This is a genomic window from Ruegeria sp. I1 (genome assembly GCF_056532675.1).
The window spans coordinates 29,206-46,362 of sequence record NZ_JBQFNM010000012.1 but is presented as its reverse complement, the minus strand read 5'-3'; the positions used below and the strand labels follow the sequence as shown (position 1 = coordinate 46,362).

At 57.8% G+C, this 17,157-nt stretch carries 19 protein-coding genes; 13 read left to right on the top strand and 6 right to left on the bottom strand.

The window, feature by feature from the left end:
* Window positions 1-161 precede the first annotated feature (161 nt).
* Genes ACR0DH_RS18770 through ACR0DH_RS18735 form a run of 8 tightly spaced genes read left to right on the top strand, consistent with a single transcriptional unit; the run spans window position 162 to window position 7,730 of the window.
* A complete protein-coding gene (locus tag ACR0DH_RS18770) occupies window positions 162-1,241 on the top strand; it encodes a hypothetical protein (protein ID WP_480551446.1) in 1,080 nt (359 codons plus the stop codon).
* A complete protein-coding gene (locus tag ACR0DH_RS18765; RefSeq protein WP_480551448.1) occupies window positions 1,242-1,580 on the top strand; it encodes a hypothetical protein in 339 nt (112 codons plus the stop codon).
* Entirely contained in the window at window positions 1,577-2,701 is a 1,125-nt protein-coding gene (locus tag ACR0DH_RS18760; RefSeq protein WP_480551449.1) for a hypothetical protein, read from the top strand. The genes ACR0DH_RS18765 and ACR0DH_RS18760 overlap by 4 nt, the downstream gene beginning before the upstream one ends.
* 57 nt (window positions 2,702-2,758) lie before the next feature.
* On the top strand, window positions 2,759-4,690 hold the full coding sequence (locus ACR0DH_RS18755; RefSeq protein WP_480551451.1) for an AAA family ATPase: 1,932 nt from the start codon (window positions 2,759-2,761) through the stop codon (window positions 4,688-4,690).
* Between the two features lie 9 nt (window positions 4,691-4,699).
* The gene (locus ACR0DH_RS18750) at window positions 4,700-5,473 is read left to right on the top strand and encodes a hypothetical protein (RefSeq protein WP_480551453.1); all 774 of its coding nucleotides are present in this window, start codon (window positions 4,700-4,702) and stop codon (window positions 5,471-5,473) included.
* A complete protein-coding gene (locus ACR0DH_RS18745) occupies window positions 5,470-6,807 on the top strand; it encodes a DUF6638 family protein (RefSeq protein ID WP_480551455.1) in 1,338 nt (445 codons plus the stop codon). The genes ACR0DH_RS18750 and ACR0DH_RS18745 overlap by 4 nt, the downstream gene beginning before the upstream one ends.
* A 1-nt stretch (window position 6,808) precedes the next feature.
* The gene (locus ACR0DH_RS18740; RefSeq protein WP_480545212.1) at window positions 6,809-7,075 is read left to right on the top strand and encodes a hypothetical protein; all 267 of its coding nucleotides are present in this window, start codon (window positions 6,809-6,811) and stop codon (window positions 7,073-7,075) included.
* A 10-nt stretch (window positions 7,076-7,085) separates the two neighbouring features.
* On the top strand, window positions 7,086-7,730 hold the full coding sequence (locus ACR0DH_RS18735) for a DUF1523 family protein (protein WP_480551457.1): 645 nt from the start codon (window positions 7,086-7,088) through the stop codon (window positions 7,728-7,730).
* Between the two features lie 13 nt (window positions 7,731-7,743).
* On the opposite strand, the gene ACR0DH_RS18730 is transcribed toward ACR0DH_RS18735, so the two are convergent.
* The 6 genes from ACR0DH_RS18730 to ACR0DH_RS18705 all read right to left on the bottom strand — a co-directional run bounded on the left by ACR0DH_RS18730 (window position 7,744) and on the right by ACR0DH_RS18705 (window position 14,979).
* A complete protein-coding gene (locus ACR0DH_RS18730; protein ID WP_480551459.1) occupies window positions 7,744-8,841 on the bottom strand; it encodes a flagellar basal body P-ring protein FlgI in 1,098 nt (365 codons plus the stop codon).
* Window positions 8,838-9,845: a flagellin gene (locus tag ACR0DH_RS18725; RefSeq protein WP_480551461.1), complete on the bottom strand. Its 1,008-nt coding sequence runs from the start codon at window positions 9,843-9,845 to the stop codon at window positions 8,838-8,840. Before ACR0DH_RS18725 ends, ACR0DH_RS18730 begins: the two co-directional genes overlap by 4 nt.
* A gap of 2 nt (window positions 9,846-9,847) precedes the next feature.
* A complete protein-coding gene (gene flgK / locus ACR0DH_RS18720) occupies window positions 9,848-11,299 on the bottom strand; it encodes a flagellar hook-associated protein FlgK (protein ID WP_480551463.1) in 1,452 nt (483 codons plus the stop codon).
* Window positions 11,300-11,332: 33 nt separating this feature from the next.
* Window positions 11,333-12,628, bottom strand: a complete 1,296-nt coding sequence (locus ACR0DH_RS18715; protein WP_480551465.1) for a flagellar hook protein FlgE — start codon at window positions 12,626-12,628, stop codon at window positions 11,333-11,335.
* 91 nt (window positions 12,629-12,719) lie between these two features.
* A complete protein-coding gene (locus ACR0DH_RS18710; protein ID WP_353012684.1) occupies window positions 12,720-13,553 on the bottom strand; it encodes a flagellar motor protein MotB in 834 nt (277 codons plus the stop codon).
* Window positions 13,554-13,641: 88 nt separating this feature from the next.
* A complete protein-coding gene (locus tag ACR0DH_RS18705) occupies window positions 13,642-14,979 on the bottom strand; it encodes a FliI/YscN family ATPase (RefSeq protein ID WP_480551467.1) in 1,338 nt (445 codons plus the stop codon).
* 87 nt (window positions 14,980-15,066) lie between these two features.
* Here ACR0DH_RS18705 and ACR0DH_RS18700 point away from each other — a divergent pair, with 87 nt between their 5' ends.
* Genes ACR0DH_RS18700 through ACR0DH_RS18680 form a run of 5 tightly spaced genes read left to right on the top strand, consistent with a single transcriptional unit; the run spans window position 15,067 to window position 17,144 of the window.
* Window positions 15,067-15,456 carry a FlgB family protein gene (locus ACR0DH_RS18700; protein WP_480551469.1) on the top strand — a complete coding sequence of 130 codons (390 nt, stop codon included), beginning with the start codon at window positions 15,067-15,069 and terminating at the stop codon, window positions 15,454-15,456.
* Between the two features lie 12 nt (window positions 15,457-15,468).
* Window positions 15,469-15,855 carry a flagellar basal body rod protein FlgC gene (flgC, locus tag ACR0DH_RS18695; protein ID WP_170537180.1) on the top strand — a complete coding sequence of 129 codons (387 nt, stop codon included), beginning with the start codon at window positions 15,469-15,471 and terminating at the stop codon, window positions 15,853-15,855.
* Window positions 15,856-15,867: 12 nt separating this feature from the next.
* Entirely contained in the window at window positions 15,868-16,158 is a 291-nt protein-coding gene (gene fliE, locus ACR0DH_RS18690) for a flagellar hook-basal body complex protein FliE (protein ID WP_480551471.1), read from the top strand.
* A 3-nt stretch (window positions 16,159-16,161) separates the two neighbouring features.
* Window positions 16,162-16,434, top strand: coding sequence for a flagellar biosynthetic protein FliQ (locus ACR0DH_RS18685; RefSeq protein WP_480551472.1), 273 nt, complete (start codon window positions 16,162-16,164; stop codon window positions 16,432-16,434).
* The gene (locus ACR0DH_RS18680) at window positions 16,434-17,144 is read left to right on the top strand and encodes a flagellar hook-basal body complex protein (protein ID WP_480551474.1); all 711 of its coding nucleotides are present in this window, start codon (window positions 16,434-16,436) and stop codon (window positions 17,142-17,144) included. The genes ACR0DH_RS18685 and ACR0DH_RS18680 overlap by 1 nt, the downstream gene beginning before the upstream one ends.
* Window positions 17,145-17,157: the final 13 nt, after the last annotated feature.

Sequence of the window (17,157 nt, the reverse complement as noted above, 5' to 3'; positions counted from 1 at the left end):
TCCAGATTTGATCAAATTACTGTCGCTGCCCGGTGGCCTCGGACCTATCTTTTTCGGTGCGAGTTTGCCAAAGTCTGGTGGAAATTTGGACCCAAAGGGATGTAAATGATCGTAACATTCCCTATCTTATTGGGTAATTAGATAAAAAAGGGACAGCAGAGATGTCGAACCAGCAATTTGAAGCGCTGATTGAAGAAACGCAAAGCAAAGTGCGCGAAAGCCAGTCGCAGATCCAGAATCTGACGTCACGGATCGAAGCGGCCCGCGCCAAGATCGGCACGGCCGAGGCGGATATCGACATCGAAAACGCCACGCTTGAAGACGTGCATGCCCATACCGAGGTGATGAACGCCAATATCGCTGAGCTGATCATGGGTCTGGACGATGTGACCAGCGCGTTCTCAAAGGATTTCGACGAGATGCGTTCGAAAACCGGGTGGGAGTCGTTTGTCGGTGTCTTCTCGAAGGGTAAATCCGAGTCGATGCGGCAAGAGCGGATGCGCACGGCCAATATCGATGATAAGCTTCAGGACCTGATCGCCAAATCCGACGTGATCGTCAAACTTCTGGAAGGGCAACTGTCCGTCTTGGAAGACCAGCGAGTCAAGGTCGAGGACAACCTGACCGTCACGCTGGACGACCGCGAGGCGACTGTGGCCGAGCTTGAGGCCCTGCGCGCTGAAATTCAGGGTATGGACCCAGCGATCATCACCTTGGAGAACAAGATCAGCGTCGAACAGGATGCCGCCGCGCGCACCCAGCTGGAAACCGAGCTGGCCGAGCTGAACAAGCAATACAACGCCAAGGTTCAGGAAGAGCAGGTCAAGCTGGCCAAGTCACAGACGCTGGAGCGCTATATCGAAAAGGGCAAGACCTGGGTCGATTCACTGCAAAATCAGGCGGCGACGCAGATGGTGCTGATCAACAAGCTGCAGACAGACACGCAGCAGCGCGTGGTGCTGTATGACGCTCTGACCAAATCGCTGAAAACCGCACAGCAGCAGGACGTCGCCCACCGCATAAACGAGATCGGCGTGCAGACCGACCAGGAGGCGCAAACCGCCATGGCCGCCATCGGCACCGCCACCAATCAGAAAATGGCCGACATGCTTGAGGCGCATGAGGACCACATGGTCTTTGCCCGCGACGTGTTGGAGAAAAAGGCCAAGGCGGATGAACGCTTTGCCCGCCGGTTCGCCTCGATTGTCGAGAAGCATGATAAGAATTTGTATGGGGGTTAAGTGCGTTTTAGAACTCAGCAGCTGATCGCGTTAGCGGTTGCATTTGTTTGGTTCACGGCTGTTTGGACGGGCTTCATTCAACCAAGACACGGCCCCGCCGACACGCTGGAAATGACCGGCGAACTTTTGGATTTGCAGCATGTTGGAGTATTTTTGTTGTGGGCAGTGTTTGCACGTTGGGTGCTGCGCGTGGTTTGGCTAAACAATGCCGGTGCGCCGTGGCTCGACCGGATGGGATTGACGCCACAAGGAGCGTTCAGGGATACGTCTAGCGCACGTTTCAATCGATGGTTCTTTCACGTCGATGAAAACGGCATTGATCGAGACTTAAATAGATGAATGGGAATAACCCGACCCAAGACCATGTTGGCCTGACCGACACCTTCGCCTCGCGGCGCTATTTCCGCAAATTCGAGGTGATCACCGTCCACCTCCTGCGTGTGGCCGCGACGATGGAGGCGGAGGGCGCGATCAGCAAGCAAGAGGTGCGGATCGTGTCGCGCTACCTCTCGGGGCTGCTCTACACCTTCCGCGCGCTATCCATGAAATACCTGCTGGTCGGTCGCGATACCGGGCGGTTCTTTGGCAGCCTTGCGATGGACAAGCGCGACAGCGGGTTTCCGGTGGCGGCCGAGTTGCTGACCATGGCCAACGACGCGCAGCAGGCGCAGGTGCATCTGGCGAATATGCCCTCGGAAGACGACCTGAAAACCGACATGGTGCGCACCATCATTGGCGATCAGGAAATCCCGACCAAGCTGCAATTTGCGCTGTCCCAAAGGCTCTATTACGAGGAATTGCTGAAAGGACAGCTTTTCTGGGCCCGCAACGATCCCGAATGCCACTGGATCGGAAACGAAGGCGAGCGGCGCAAATTCATGATCCACTGGGCGGTCTATGACAGCCAGATCAACCTGCCGGTTATCTACCTGATGCAGTTGGAAGACAGCGGCAAAACAGCTCTGCCCAAGGACCAGCGCCGCTGGCCCGAGGTGCAGGCGCATCTGATGGCGCAATCCTTGGGCGGGCTGAAACTGGTGACCATCGCAAAGGGCTTCGATCAGGATTTCGACGACCTGCACCCCAAGCACCTACGCCGCATTCATGTGGGGCCGATGTATTCATCGGCCTTTACCGAGCAGTCCGGCCCCTTGCGACAAGTGCTAGAGGACGCGCAGGCGCCTCAGGGGCAGGACTGGGCGCTGGCCTGGACGACTGAGGAGCTGGAGAGCGAAGAGGTGATCGAGGAACGCGCCGGGTGGTTCTCGACCGTCGAGCGTGAGGTGTTTGCGCTGGACCCGTTTGGCGGGCAAGGGGCTGAGACCGGAGCGACGCGCATGCAGCGCTCGATCATTCTGCCTCAACGTCCGTTTCAGGTTCTGGCCGAGCGCAACCCGCGGGGCTTTGCCGATGTGCGCAAATTCGTGGTCAGCAAGGCCGGGCAGGTGTTGCGCTATTAGAATTTTTGCCTCCGGCGGAGGTATTTTTGAACAGAAGAAGAATGGGCGGTTTTTGAGATGAGTTTGACGTCAGATCAGATGGAATTGCGCGAAGACGATATTCGCAAGCATTACCCTGCGGCGACGGCCTTGTTGAACGGGTTCGAACATGCGCCGCGTATTGCCAAAGCTGTTGAAGTGGCAGTTGAGCGGTCCTCGGGTGTATCGACGGGGCGGCGGTTTCGATCGACCACGCCCGGTTTGGTGACGCGGCGCACGGTACGGGCGGATGGGGTGCATCTGGTTGAGCGGATCGAGGCCTCGGATCATGGTGATACGCTGGTCTCGCCCCCTCAGGCCACAGCGCAGCAAGCCATTCGGCGCGCTATTGCAATCGCACTGGCCGTGGCCGAGGCATATGCCGAACAGACTCCGTTGGCCGATTTGAAGCGGGCCAATCTGGCGGGGGATTTGCCTGTTGCGCGAAAGACCGAGTTTTCGGAATTGCTGACGGCTGAGGCTTTGATCACATCTCATGTGCTGGGCAATGCGCTGGCTTATCTGATGTCGTCTCATCTGGGCGAAAACACGGTTGACCTTGGTGAGATCGAAGAGGTTCTGACCGACAATGGCCAGCTTGCCCTGCACGGTGCCTTGTGGGAGCTGGATCAGGTGCTGGCCAAACACGCCCCCGACGACGCGCATTTGATCGCCACCATCAGTGCCTATGCCGAGCAGTTGATGGACAAGGTTGCCCTGCGTGCGCAATCCGCTGGCCATCTTGCCTCGTTCCAAAACTCCGCCTGGCATATAGAGGCCGATGATCTCACGATCCGGGGGTTTGAGCCGGCCTCCAAGGCCAAATCCTCCACCTTGACCATGACGTTCAAGAAACCGAACGAGGTGGTCGGCAACCATATCGCCAAGTATCAGGCAATGAAGCTGGCCAAGATGGTGATGGCCTATGACTTTGACCGCCGTCTGAACCCGTTCGCGGAACTCGGCGGGTTCATCTTTACCTTCATGGGTGACGGCAAACCGGGTACCGGCAAAACCACACTGATCCAGATGATGGCCGGGCTGATCAACGATTATTGCCAGAACGCAGGCTATCCGTTCCGCTACCAGAACCTGAGCACCGACAATATCGACAGCTATCAGGGCAAATCCGGCCAGAACGCCAAGGCGTTTATTAACACGATCATCGACCCCTCGGTCATCGGGTTCGGCACCATCGACGATATCGACCAGCTGGCGGGCAAGCGCGGCGATCGGCAGTCCTCGGCCGGGCAACTGGAAATCACCGCGGTGCTGATGGAGAGCTTTGCGGGGGCCAACACCGTTGTGCGCGGCAACTGCACCTTTGGCATGTTTTCGAACTACCCCGAGAATGTGGACGACGCCCTGCGCCAGCGGGCAGGCGCGCGGTTCTTGGTGGACGGGCCGCAAACGCGCGAGGACTATATCGACATCCTGCATCTGCTGATGGGCCGCAACCACGACATCCCGCTGGGCGAACACGACGCCTATGCTGCGCAGGAGATCAAGAAGGCCGTCGCCGCCAGCTTCGAAAGCCATTCCCGCCCGCATGAGGACGCTTTGCTGCAGGTCTATGACCGGGTCTCTGGCGAGATCGGCCAGATGGACACGATCGCCAAGCTGGGCACATACCTCAAGGCGATCCAACAGGCGGATGAGCGGTTCACCGGCCGCGCGATCAAGAACATCACTGACGCAGTCAAGGTCCGCGCGATGGATTTCGAACTGCCCGACGAGTGGATGGAAAACCCCGACCTGTTCCTGTTCCGCGACTACGACACCAAAAAGGCGATGATCGAGGACCTGCGCCAGCCGATCACGGTGGACATGGTGATCCAAGAGATCAACCGCTACGCCGACAGCGAGTTCCGCTATGCCGACAAGAGCGACGAGGTCGCCATCGAGAACGCAGTGCGTGAGATGGGCCGGATGGAAGAGGCCAAGCGGCGGTATCTGGAGGGGAAGGGATAGGTTCACTCAATGAAGGCAATTGAGAAAATCGTTGAACTCCCAATTTATCTGAAAGACCTTGAGGCACTTTCGGTTGATGAAAAGGCATTGTTCGCTTTGGCAAGTTATGCCGCCTCGGAGTCTAATTCGATCAGCAGATTATATCTTTTCTCCACTCACAAAACGACTGGAGATGAAATCGTGGACTCTGCGATTTCGCTCCAAATTATGGTGATGCTTAGGTACTGGTCGGCAAAATTGTTCGAGTTTTATGAGACCATTTCTGATCTCGCGATCTCGAAAGGAACAAAAAACGACAACGTAATTCGTTTGGCCAAAGAATCCTTCGAAGCCTTTTCTGACATAAAGGAGCAGCCCGGTTACGAAGTTGCTCGAGCAATTAGGCATGAGGCCACAAACCATTACTCTTTCAAGGCCGCAAAAAAGAACCTTGCCCACATCCCCGACAACGCCAACTGTAAGTTTTACCTACATGAGAAAGACGGAAATTCTTGGTATCCTTTTGGAGAAGAAGTAATGTTCGTCGGTCGGTTCAATCGCGCTGGAGCCTCGCTTAAGTCTAGAGAAGAAAAAAACCAGCTTTTGAAAGACTGGTTGGACTGGAATCTGGCGGCGACCAAATGGGCCAACAAAGCCTATGAACTGATAGCAACCGCCCTAGTGTTGGATCGCTTACCGGACAGGACAGCTCGCCAGAAGTTACTTTGGTTGGATCCAGAACTAGTTGGTGAGGTCAAGGGAAGAAAGATCCCTATCTTTTTAAGAAGTGAGGCCACCGAATGATCCGCCTCATCAAAAAAGGCCTGATGTTTGGCAACCTCGTCCACATCTCCAGCCCGGCTCTGGTCGAGCGGTATAACCGCGCGCTGCAGCATCTGGCGGGCAAGACTACGGCGCTGACGGATTTCCATGTCGATATCTCGGGCTATTCGCCGGAGGTGGGGATTGAGCTTGAGGATGAGCTCTACCTCAATCCCAACGGGGTCAACCGGCAGTTCATCCTGCTGACGACCGAGCAGAAACGCGCGCCTTTGCTGAACGTCAAATTCTCAACCTCGCGCGATATTCTGCGCGAGTTTATCGAGATGAACGAGGCGCAGCTGTTTGCGCTGACCGCCACCGATGCGGTGGCCGGAGAACTGGTGAACTCGGTCTTCAAGCTCACCACCCCGCGCGACCTGCTGAACCTGCGCAAGATCGAGATTGAGGCCGATACCGCAGGCGGTACCCTGCGCAAGGCCGAGCAACTGGCGGGCATGGTTGAACAGTTCAAAACCGCCGAGGATGCATGGTTCGACGACGTGCTGATCGCAAAGATGATCGAAACGGCAAAAGAAACCGGCGACGTCACCCGCAACCCGGTCCGCCTGCGCCACACTGTGTTTGAACAGCGCAATTTCTGGACGGCGCATTTCGGCGGGTTGTACCTGTTCCCAGACATGGATCACCCGGCGGCGATTTGCATGGGCGAAAAGCCCGATGATCTGCCGATCAAATACACGTTTGACCCGTCTCAACGAAATCAGATTGCCAAATTCCTCGACTATAACGATCTGGTCGAACCCATCGTGAAGGCGCGCGGAGTGGACGCGGCGGCGATCCTTCAACAAAAGATGGATTTCCTGACCGTTGCAGCGGCAGCAGATGCCGATGTTGATCTGACGGGGTTGGATCGCAGCGATATGCGGCGTCTGGCGCGCACCCATGCGGACCGTTTGCCCGATGCCTATCACGGTTTGGCCCAGCTGTTGCGCTGGGCCACTGATGGAGGACCCTGGCCGCGGATCACCTCGGACCATCCGGCCTATTTCTACACATTACGCGCGGCGGATACGTCACAGCGCGATCTGGTCAACATGCTACTGGCCGAGCTAGCCCCGCTGGACCCGCGCCAGATGTTCATCTGTCACAAAGAACTGTTCTACAAAACCTACTCGGGCTGGTCGGAACCCAAGAAAGCCTATGTTGCTGATTTCCTTGAGCACGAGTATCAGGTGGACAAAGCCGGCGCTCGCACAGCTCTGTTCGGCCACGAACCAGATATGTCCGGTGAGGATCGGGTCAGCGAGGATGTGATAGCGCGGGTTGGGCCTTGGGGCTCGATAAGGAAAGAGTAAGATGTTCGGAGCGATGCGCCTGTTTCTGATCTTGCTGGTGATCCAGACGGTTGCCTATTTTGCACTGTCTCTCTACTCACGCAGCGCACGCCGCCGCAAGCTGGAAACCTGGTGGGATGAGAAGGGCAAGCAAGGCAACAAGCAAGCCTTTGTCGAACGCGGTCTGCACGTGTATGACAACTCGTTCCGACGCAAACTGATCTTGGGTGTCTATATCGTGCCGTGGGTGGCGATTGGCGCGTTGATCTATATTGTGAATTATATGTGAGGGTTCTGGCATGGCCTATTTGAAATGGGCATTGATCATCATCTTCTGGGGCACGATTGCGGTCGTTCTGCAGTACTCCCTGCCACAGCGCGATATCGTGCGGATCGTGAACACTTACGAAGAGCGGCAAGATCTGAACGACTGGACCCGGATCTTCTGGTCCGAGCCGGATGATCAATCGACCAGCCTGTCGAACCGCGATGTTCAGTTCATCCAGGCGGTGCGCGCAAATGGCAAGCCGATCGTTTACAGAAACGAAGACACTAGCTGGGGTTGGCCGCCTTATTTTAAGTTCGATACTGCTAACCTTTACACAGAGGCCAATGATGCGATTTCGGATAAGGATGACCCTGACTGGGTTGCGGTGACTCATTATGGCTGGCGCAACGAATTTATGTCGATTTTTCCCAATGCGGTTTCTCTGAAACATGTTGATGGCCCGGATGTACGCCTAATCCCATGGTTCAATATCATCTTCCTGACCGTTTTCTTTGCCATTATCTGGGCGATCTGGGTGCGCTGGCGCAGGTTCCGGCAGCGCCGCATCGATCCGATGCTCGATGGTGTCGAGGATAGTCTTTATGCGGCGGGTGATGCGATTGAGGAGCGGCAGAAGGGATTCCGCCGCTGGTTGGACAGCTGGAAAACTAAGTAAGGCGTGGCCGTTATCAGCGTACAATGAACTCTGCGTGAAGCGCGCCGGCGGCTTTGATCGTCTTCAGGATGTCGATCATATCGCGGGGCGACACGCCGAGCGCGTTCAGCCCGGCGACAACCTCGGACAAGGTCGTGGCCTCGGGGATTTCAGCCAAGCCTGTGCCTTCTTCTTCCTCGATCCCGGCGACGGTGCGAGGCACCACGACGGTCTCACCTCGGGCAAACGGGTTGGGTTGAACGGCAATCGGCGCCTCTTCCACGGTTAGGGTCAGGTTTCCTTGTGAAACCGCGACCCGTGAGATACGGACTTCCTGCCCTATGACGATAGTACCCGATCTTTGATCAACCACCACGCGTGCTTTGGCTTCCGGTTCAACAAGGATGTTTTCAATCCGCCCAATCGCATGGGCGGTTGATACCGATTGCGTGGCCGCAATATTCAGCTCTACCGTACCGGAATCCCGCATTATGGCCACCGCGCGGTTGAACTCTGTATTGATCGCAGTTTCGATCCGCCCGGCGGTGGTGAAGTCCGGCTCACGCAAGGCAAGACGCATTTGCGTAAGGGCCGAAAGGTCGAAGTCAATTTCTCGTTCGACCCGCGCGCCCGAGGGGATCACGCCAGAGGTTGGAACACCTTGTACGACCGAGGCGGCCTCGCCTTCGGCAACCGCCCCACCTGCCAAAACCGTGCCTTGCGCCACAGCGTAAATCTGACCATCCGCCGCATTTAATGGGGTCATAATAAGGGTCCCACCAAGCAGGCTGCCGGAATCGCCGATCGCAGAAACGGTTACGTCAATCTGGCCGCCAACGCGCGCGAATGGGGGCAAGCTGGCTGTCACCAGAACGGCCGCAACGTTTTTGGGCCGGAAATCTTCGCCAGTAACGTTTACACCCAAACGTTCAAGGATGTTTGACATGATCTCTTCGGTGAACGGTGAATTGCGCAGGCCGTCGCCCGTACCATTCAGGCCAACGACCAAACCATATCCAACCAGATCGTTGCCGCGGACACCGTCGAAATCCACAAGGTCTTTCAGCCGAATTGCACCCGCTGAGGCAAGACCGGGAAGAAGAAGGATCAAGAGGAAAGCAAGAACTCTCATCTCAGGAAATTCACCAGCGACAGGTTGGCATTGCGCACCGTGACCGAATAAAGGCTCTCCAGTTGAAACTGCACGGTCTGCAGCTGTGCTGCCGTTTGATACGGGTCGGCTGCGATCAGAGAATTCCGGCTGTATTCAAAACCCACGCGCGATGCCGCGTTTCGGGTAGCGGCTTGTTCGACTCGGGCCTCGGCCGCGCCGACCTCGGCCCTTAGCTTGACCATTTCATCTTTTGCGTTGGCCAGATCGACACCCAGCTGTGTGAACAGGCTTGTTCGCAGCGTTGGGGACCATGCCAGCGCGTCTTCCGATGCTAACGCGGCCAAGGCCGTGTCGCGTAGTGCCGACTTGAAGGCCGGATCGGTCGCCGTGATTGGGATGGAAATCCGCTCATTTTCGGAGATTTGCATCGGCGCCAAAGGTGTATCTGAACCTTGGTAGATCACCGCGTCAAAACCGGTCGGATCGTTGAACCAATCCTCGGCTGCCGTGCGGATGTCGGTCATCGTGGTTAGGCCAGCAAGCTCGGTTTCAAGCGCCGTCAAAAGGGTTTCGGCCGAGGCCAACGGAGAGACATCGGTTGCCACGCCAGAATACAGGCTGCGCCCGCCGACCCGTGTGTTCAGGGCCGAGATCATCGTGTCCAGCTCATTCCGCGCCTGAACCGAGGCCTGTTCGTGCGTCACGGTCTGATTTGCGGTGCCGAAGGCCAGCAAGCTGGCCGACATCTCACCCAAAGATTCGTCAAAGGTGGTCAGGCTTTGCTGCATCACATCGGTGAACAATCCGGCCTCGGACGTTGCGATCTTGTAGGCGTCCAGTCGGGCAAGATTGCGATCGAGATCCAGAAGATGCGAAAGATCGCCGCCAAGATGCCCCGAGACATCCTGAACCTTACCGCTCGACATCTCATAAGACAGTGTTTCGATCTGGGCTTTGATCTCAGAAGCGCGCGCGCGCAACGTCATGCCGCGCGCCAGATCACCAATTGCGGTCAGTGTCATTCTTACAACCTCAGCAGTGTTTCCATAAGTTCATCGACAACCGTCATCACCCTCGCATTGGCGGAATAGGCCTGTTCGATCTGCATCAGACGCTGCAGTTCCTGATCCGTATCCACGCCTTGTTCAGCTTCGATCTGGGCCATCTGCTGCTGCGCACCGGTTGCGAAGGTCTTGCGCTGTTCGGCCCGGTGTGCCTGCGCGCCTGCGTCAGACAGCAACGCCTCAGTCACTTCGGCTGCGCGCAGGTTGCCGGTGCCAAACAGGGAACCTGGAACAGGTCTTGCGTCGTTCAGGATTGCGCCAAAAGCTTGCAGCTGTGTTGAATCGCCTGGGTCTCCCGGCGTGGCTGCGCCAAGGCCAGCGCGTAGTCGCCAACTGTCGCCTCCGGCATCCGGGTCAACGATCGTATTCAGCGACAGGCGTGCGGCCAGCCCGGTGACCATGGCAGGATCGAACCGGCTGCCATCATCGGTGAACAGCCCCGGATCCGTTGCGGCTGCTGTTGGGTCGAGACCTGGCGTTTCAAAGCGTTCGATAAGATCCCGCGCGACCGTATCCAATTGCAGCTGGGCTTCAACCGCCAGTTCATCCCGGATGGTAAATTCAGCGGCTAACGCCCCGCCCCGTATTTGTGCTGTATCGCCGCCGGTACGAATAGGGTCTCCGTTCATTTCCAGGCCCGACAACAGCCCATTGCCGACTGTCATATGGGGTTTTGTTTCGCCGGTGGTGGTGAAGGCAAACTCTGATGCTTTGCCTTCGAGCAGGATCAGGCCGGCATCGGAATAGAGCGAAACCTGATCGTTATCGCGCGGGATTACATTGACCGGGATCAGCGTGTTCACCTGATCAATCAGGATCTGACGCTGATCCTGTAAGGCCCCGATATCGCCGCCTGAATTGCGAATGGCGGGGATCTTTGCGTTGAGGTCTTCGATATCCTTCAGCATCTGGTTCAGGCTTTCCACCTGTGCCCCGATCCGCCGATCTGCATCCGAGCGCGCCTGACGGACCCCTTCGGATGCTGCATTCAGCTCATTGGCCAGATACCGACCGGCGCGGGCGGCCTGATCGAGCCGTTGCGCTGAATCCGGCAGGCTGGATGCCGTGATCAGGCTGCCATCAAAGGCCGCAAGTCGCGCGGCCAGTGACGTTGCACCATCCGCGGGACCGATAAGGTTTGCGAATTGCGACTGAAACGCCGACAAAGAAGATTGCTGCGCCAGATCCGCGTCGGTGGCGCGCCGATTGGCAACCAGGACCGGGTCTTGATGACGGATCACGCCGACAGTGCGCACTCCATTGCCCGAGATTGGGCTGGTGGTCAGTTCCAGTGACCGGCGCGCGTAACCGGGCGTGAGCGCATTGGCGACGTTGCCGGACACGACGGCAGCGCCGCGGCTGGCCGCCGTCAGACCGCCCAAAGCGTTATGTAAAGCTGTCGACATGTTCATGGCGCTGCTCCTTATCTATGTCCGAAACTCGGTTTATCGTTTGAGGTTCGTTGTTTCCTGCAACATCTCATCCACGGTCTGGATCACCGTCGCGTTCGAGGAATAGGCGCGCTGGGTTTGGATCAGCGATGTCAGCTCGGTCGCGACATCGGTTGTTGATTCCTCGCGCGCGAATGAGATCAGCGAGCCAGTTGGGCCCTCACCTGCATTCCACAGGAAGAAGGTCCCGCTATCGCGTGAGGGCGCGTAGGTCTGACTGTCCAGTGCTGTAAGGCCGTTGGGATTGGGGACATCCGCCAGCGGGATCTGGAACATACGGCGGCTGACGCCGGTATCATAAAGTGCATATACATAACCGTTTTCGTCCACCTGAACGCTGGTCATGGTGCCGACCGCAGCACCATCGCGCGTGATGGAAACCGGGGCGAAAGTGTCGGACAATTGCGTGATGCCATCCGCGTCGCCGATCAGGCCGATGTTTACCTCCATCGGGCCGCCCGCCACACTGACGACAACACTGCCGGTGGCTGGATCGTAAGCCCCACCCGAAACGGTCGTCACACTTGCCAATGTCCCACCGGCGGTGCGACTGTCGGTAAAGGTGAGTGTATATTCCCCGATCACGGCGCCGCCCGATGCCGAGTCGCGCAAGATCATTGTCCATTCGTTGCTGGAGCCTGTCGCCGGGACAGTTGGAACCAGTTCGATATCAATACTCTCGGATTTGCCCAGATTATCGAAGTATTCGACCGATAGAGGCTGCGTGTCGCCGGGTGCGCCAGCGTCAGTGGCCGTCGCGGGTAGGTTCATCCTCAGGTTCATTTGCGTTGTTGGTGCGCCTGACAGTTGATTGACGCTTAGCTGGACGGGTTCTAACGCGGCGGGCGTATCGCGTGGAACCGGGGGAATTGTACCGTCGGAGTTTGCGCGCCACCCCAGCAGAACCAGCCCGGATTCGGTGACCAGATAGCCTTGGTCATTGGTGCGAAACGAGCCAGTCGTGGTCAGCAGCATCTCATTCGAGCCGCCCACGATTTGCGAGCTAGAGCGTACCGGCAACATCCCACGGCCACGTACTGCCAAATCGGTTGAGTTGTTCGTTGTTACCAGTGAACCGCGCTGGTCGATCATACGTTGGCTGGTGGTCCTGACCCCGCCGGCGGAATAGCTGCCGCCCTGGCCCGAGGTGACCATGGAATGAAAATCCGTCTCGACCCGTTTATAGCCGAAGGTCGACGAGTTCGCGATGTTGTCGGAAATCGTCGCCAGCCTGTTGGCATTTGCCTTCAGCGCGGCGACACCGGCATTTAGCGAAGAGGAAATTGTCATCGGCACGCCCTTCTGTTGCGTCAATCAGTGATGCAACAGCTAATGCACTGCCCCTTAACAGCGCGCTAACAGGTAAAATGCGTTCTATCCTTTAGGGGTCACGCAGAAAAATCACCTCGATCCTGTTGTTACGAGGGGCCATCGGGTCATCGCTGTGCAATTTGCGGTCGGCATGGCCCGTCACCCGATCCAGCCGGGGTGGCGAAACGCCCTTATCCTGCAGCATTTGGCGCATGGACTGGGCGCGCGATGTCGACACATCCCAGGCTGGGTCATGGGCCAGAACCACCGGAGAGGCGCTGACGTGGCCTTCTACCGCAATGGGGTTGGTGACCAGATCGGATGCGCGTGCGATTAGCAAGGCCAGCGCCCGCATCACCGGTGTGGGCTTGTTGGTACCCGATTCGAACAAGGGCTGATCTTCGGTATCGAACAGCTCGACGATCAGGCCCTGATCCGTCACACGCGTGACGATGTGTTTCAGCAGCTTGTCCGACACCACGCTTTCGCCCGTGCGACCCAAGAGCTGCGCCTCTAGCGTCGAGAAATCCTGTTTGGCCCCCTTGCCATCGGCGTCTAAACCAGTGGTCCCGCGCGCCTTGCGGGCATCGGTCGGGAACCGGGCGGTGGCCCCTTTGCCATCCATGACCAGGGTTTCTTCTGAAAATACACTGTTGCCGCCAAACGCCCCGTCACCCCCGCCTGAATCGGGGCTGATCGGGATTGCAGGCGAGAAGTAATCCGCCAGCCCCTTGCGTTGTGTTTCGGTCGTTGCGTTCAGCAGCCACATCAACATGAAGAAGGCCATCATGGCCGTGACGAAGTCCGCATACGCGACCTTCCACGCGCCACCGTGATGGCCATCGCCACCCGACACACGCTTCTTCTTGATGATGATTGGCGCCGCATTGGTCTGCGCACCCATCTCCACCACCTTTTTTATCACCCGGATAAAGGTTTAGCAGCGCAGGTCTTAAGGCCCGTTTAATACTTAAAACTGTTCGGATTTTACCTTACATCGGCAAGCTGGTTGAGGCGCGGCGCAGAATCAGAGATAGGCGATTGAAGCTGTTTTCGATCCCTTCAGGATCGGCTTTCCCCAGGAAGTCATCCAACTCCTGATGCACTTTGACGGCCTGATCCAGTATTGGGTCGGCGCCTTCGGTATATAGCCCTGCTTTGATCATCACTTCGGATTGTTCGTAGCTGCCGATCAGCTTGCGGGTTTCGGTGATCATCTGATTCTCGGCCTCGGTCGCTGCCGCTGGAAGGGATCGAGACACTGACCGGCTGAGATCAATCGCGGGAAAGCGACCACGTTCGGCGATCTCACGGCTGAGCACGATATGCCCGTCCAGCACCCCGCGCAGAATGTCGGCGACGGGTTCGTCCATATCTGATCCGGCGACGAGAACGCTGAAGACGGCGGTGATGTCGCCTTGTTCAGGCGTGCCGGGCCCGGCGCGTTCGCAGAGCTTTGAGATCAGGGGCGTGACCGAAGGAGGGAAACCACGCAGCGAAGGGGCTTCCCCCATCGCAACGGCAATCTCACGATGCGCCTCGGCAAAGCGGGTGACCGAATCGGCCAGAAACAGAACGCTCAACCCCTGATCACGCAGATATTCGGCCACCGACATGGCCGACCAGGCGCACCTCCGTCGCGCCAAGGCTGATTGATCTGACGTGGCTGCGATCACAACCGACCGTTTCATTGCCTCAGGGCCAAGGGCATGGGTGACAAACTCATTCACCTCGCGCCCGCGCTCACCCACCAGGGCTACAACGACCGCATCGGCCTGCATTGATTGCGCCAGCGTGGCCAGCAGGGTCGATTTCCCAACGCCAGAGCCCGCGAACAGACCAATGCGCTGCCCGCGGACGATGGGAAGCATGGTGTTGAGCGCGGCAAGACCGGTCGCCATCCGGGCCCCCAATGGCTTGCGATCAACAGCGGGTGGCGGAGGATGCATGATGTCGCGTTCCTGCGTACCACCCAAAAGCGGTTTGCCATCCAGCGGTTTGCCGAACGGGTCTATCACCCGACCCAGCCAATGCATCCCAGGTGCAAAACCCGGCGAAGGGTCTAGAATCACCCGATCCCCCAGGCTCACGCCATCGGCTGTGCCTCCGGGCATCATGTGAATATGGTCTGTATCCACATGCAACACCTCGCCGGTCAGATCGGGCCCGGAGCGGCGGTGCAGAGTCAGCAAATCCCCGACGCACGCTTTTTGGTTCAACCCACTGATTTCTATGGTGCCTTGTGCAACGCCAGACACCAGTCCGACATGACGTGCCGTATTCATCCGATCAAATTCGCATTTCAGAAGCATCGGGTCGAGGTCTGACATCGTGGGTTCTCCAACTGAGTTCTGAAAACTGTTTCTAAAGGAATCGGGGTTAAGCCTTGATTGAAATTGATCGAGGGAGAAGCCCCGATGTTCTATGACCTGAACGTCTTTAAGACAGCGCACGCAATGGCAACCCATGCTGGACAACGGCAGGCCGTCATCGCGCGCAACATGGCCAATGCAGATACACCGGGGTACCAGCCCCGCGATATTGAGGCCTTTAAATCAGCCTTCGAAAACACCGGTCCACAAACGCAGATGATGGCCACCCGGCATGGGCATCTGAATGGTGTCGGCATGACCGGGCACAGCTGGGCTGAGTTTGCAGCCGACCCCAGCGGTGATCCAAATGGCAACGGTGTGTCACTGGAAGAAGAGATGCTGAAAGCCGTCGACGTCAAACGGCAGCATGACAGGGCGCTGGCCATCTATAAATCCTCGATGAACGTTCTGCGCACCAGTCTGGGTCGCGGGTAAGCGGAGGGTGAGATGAGCGATTTTTCCCACTCCCTCACGGCCTCGGCCAGCGCTTTGCGAGCGCAGGCGGCCCGGCTGCGTCACGTGTCCGAGAATATCTCGAACGCGGATACGCCCGGATACCGGCGCAAGACGGTACCGTTTGAAACGGTGCAGCAGGACGGCAAAGCCATGGTGCAGGCTGGGCGCGTGCAATTGGATCGTCGCGATCTGCAACGCGTGCACGACCCAAGCCATCCGATGGCGGATGAAAGCGGGCACTACCTGGGCTCAAATGTTGATCTGATGATCGAGATCGCCGACGCGCGCGAAGCGCAGCGCAGTTACGAGGCCAATCTCAAGATGTTCGACCAGACGCGCAAAATGTCGTCGTCGCTAATGGAATTACTCCGGAAATAAAGGAACGCCAGAATGGATATCCGATCCCTTACCGCCGCGCAGAGCTATGCCGGCGCACGCCCCGCCACGCAGGCCGACCCTGACCACAGCGCTATGGCGCAGGGGATGCGCGCGTCTTTTCAAGACTTTGCGGCGACGCTGAAACAGAGCGAGCAGATATCGCAGGCCGCGATGACCGGGCAGGCGGATCCGCACGCGTTGGTGCAGGCGCTGGCCCAGACCGAACTGGCCGTCGAAACTGCGGTTATCGTGCGGAACAAGGTGGTCGAGGCCTATCAGGAAATCCTGCGGATGCCGGTCTGAGCGATGCTGAGCGAAGGTCTGTTCTATGACATCGTGCGCCAGGCGTTGTGGATCGCGGTGATCACCTCGGTTCCCATCCTCGCCGTGGCGTTGGTGTCGGGGTTGGTCGTTGGTCTGTTCCAGGCGCTGACCTCGGTCCAGGAAATGACCCTGACCTTCGTGCCCAAACTGATCGCAATCGTCATCGTGTTCTGGATTTCCATGGGCTTCATGACCCAAACGCTTGTCACCTTTTTTACAGGCACCCTGGTGCCGCTGATCGCCGGAGGTCGCTGATGGATACCGCCTATGTCACCTTATCCCGTCAATCCGGGTTGATGAACGAAATGCGGCTGGTGGCGAACAACATCGCCAACGCCAATACCACCGGCTATCGTGAGCAGGGGTTGGTGTTCTCGGAATTCATTCGTGACATGCCCAATACGCCGTCCCTGTCCATGAGCCGGGCCGAGGCGCGCAATACCTCTCTGCAACAGGGGGTGTTGACTGAGACCGGAGGGCAGTTTGACTTCGCCATCGAGGGTGAGGGGTTCTTTTTGCTCGAAACGCCCGACGGCAATCGCCTGACGCGGGCGGGCAGTTTCACACCAAATGCGCAGGGTGATCTGGTGGCCGCGGATGGCTCGGCCGTGCTGGACAGCAATGGATCACCAGTTTTCATTCCCCCGGATGCGGCGAGCATCGATGTCGGCGCAGATGGAACACTCAGCGTGAACGGGCAGTTGCTGGGGCAGATCGGTATCTATCGGGTGGCTGATCCCGAGACTTTGGTTCGTGAGGGCAACACGCGTTTTCGGCCTCAGGGCGATGTCGACCCCGTCGATGAGCCCGTTGTCCTGCATCGCTTTCTGGAAGGGTCCAACGTGAATGCGATCGAACAAGTCACGCGCATGATCGAGATTCAGCGAGCCTATGAGCTGGGTCAAAGCTTTCTGGAAACCGAGGATGCGCGCGTGCGCGGGGCCCTCGACGCGCTGATGCGCTGACCTGAACAAGGAG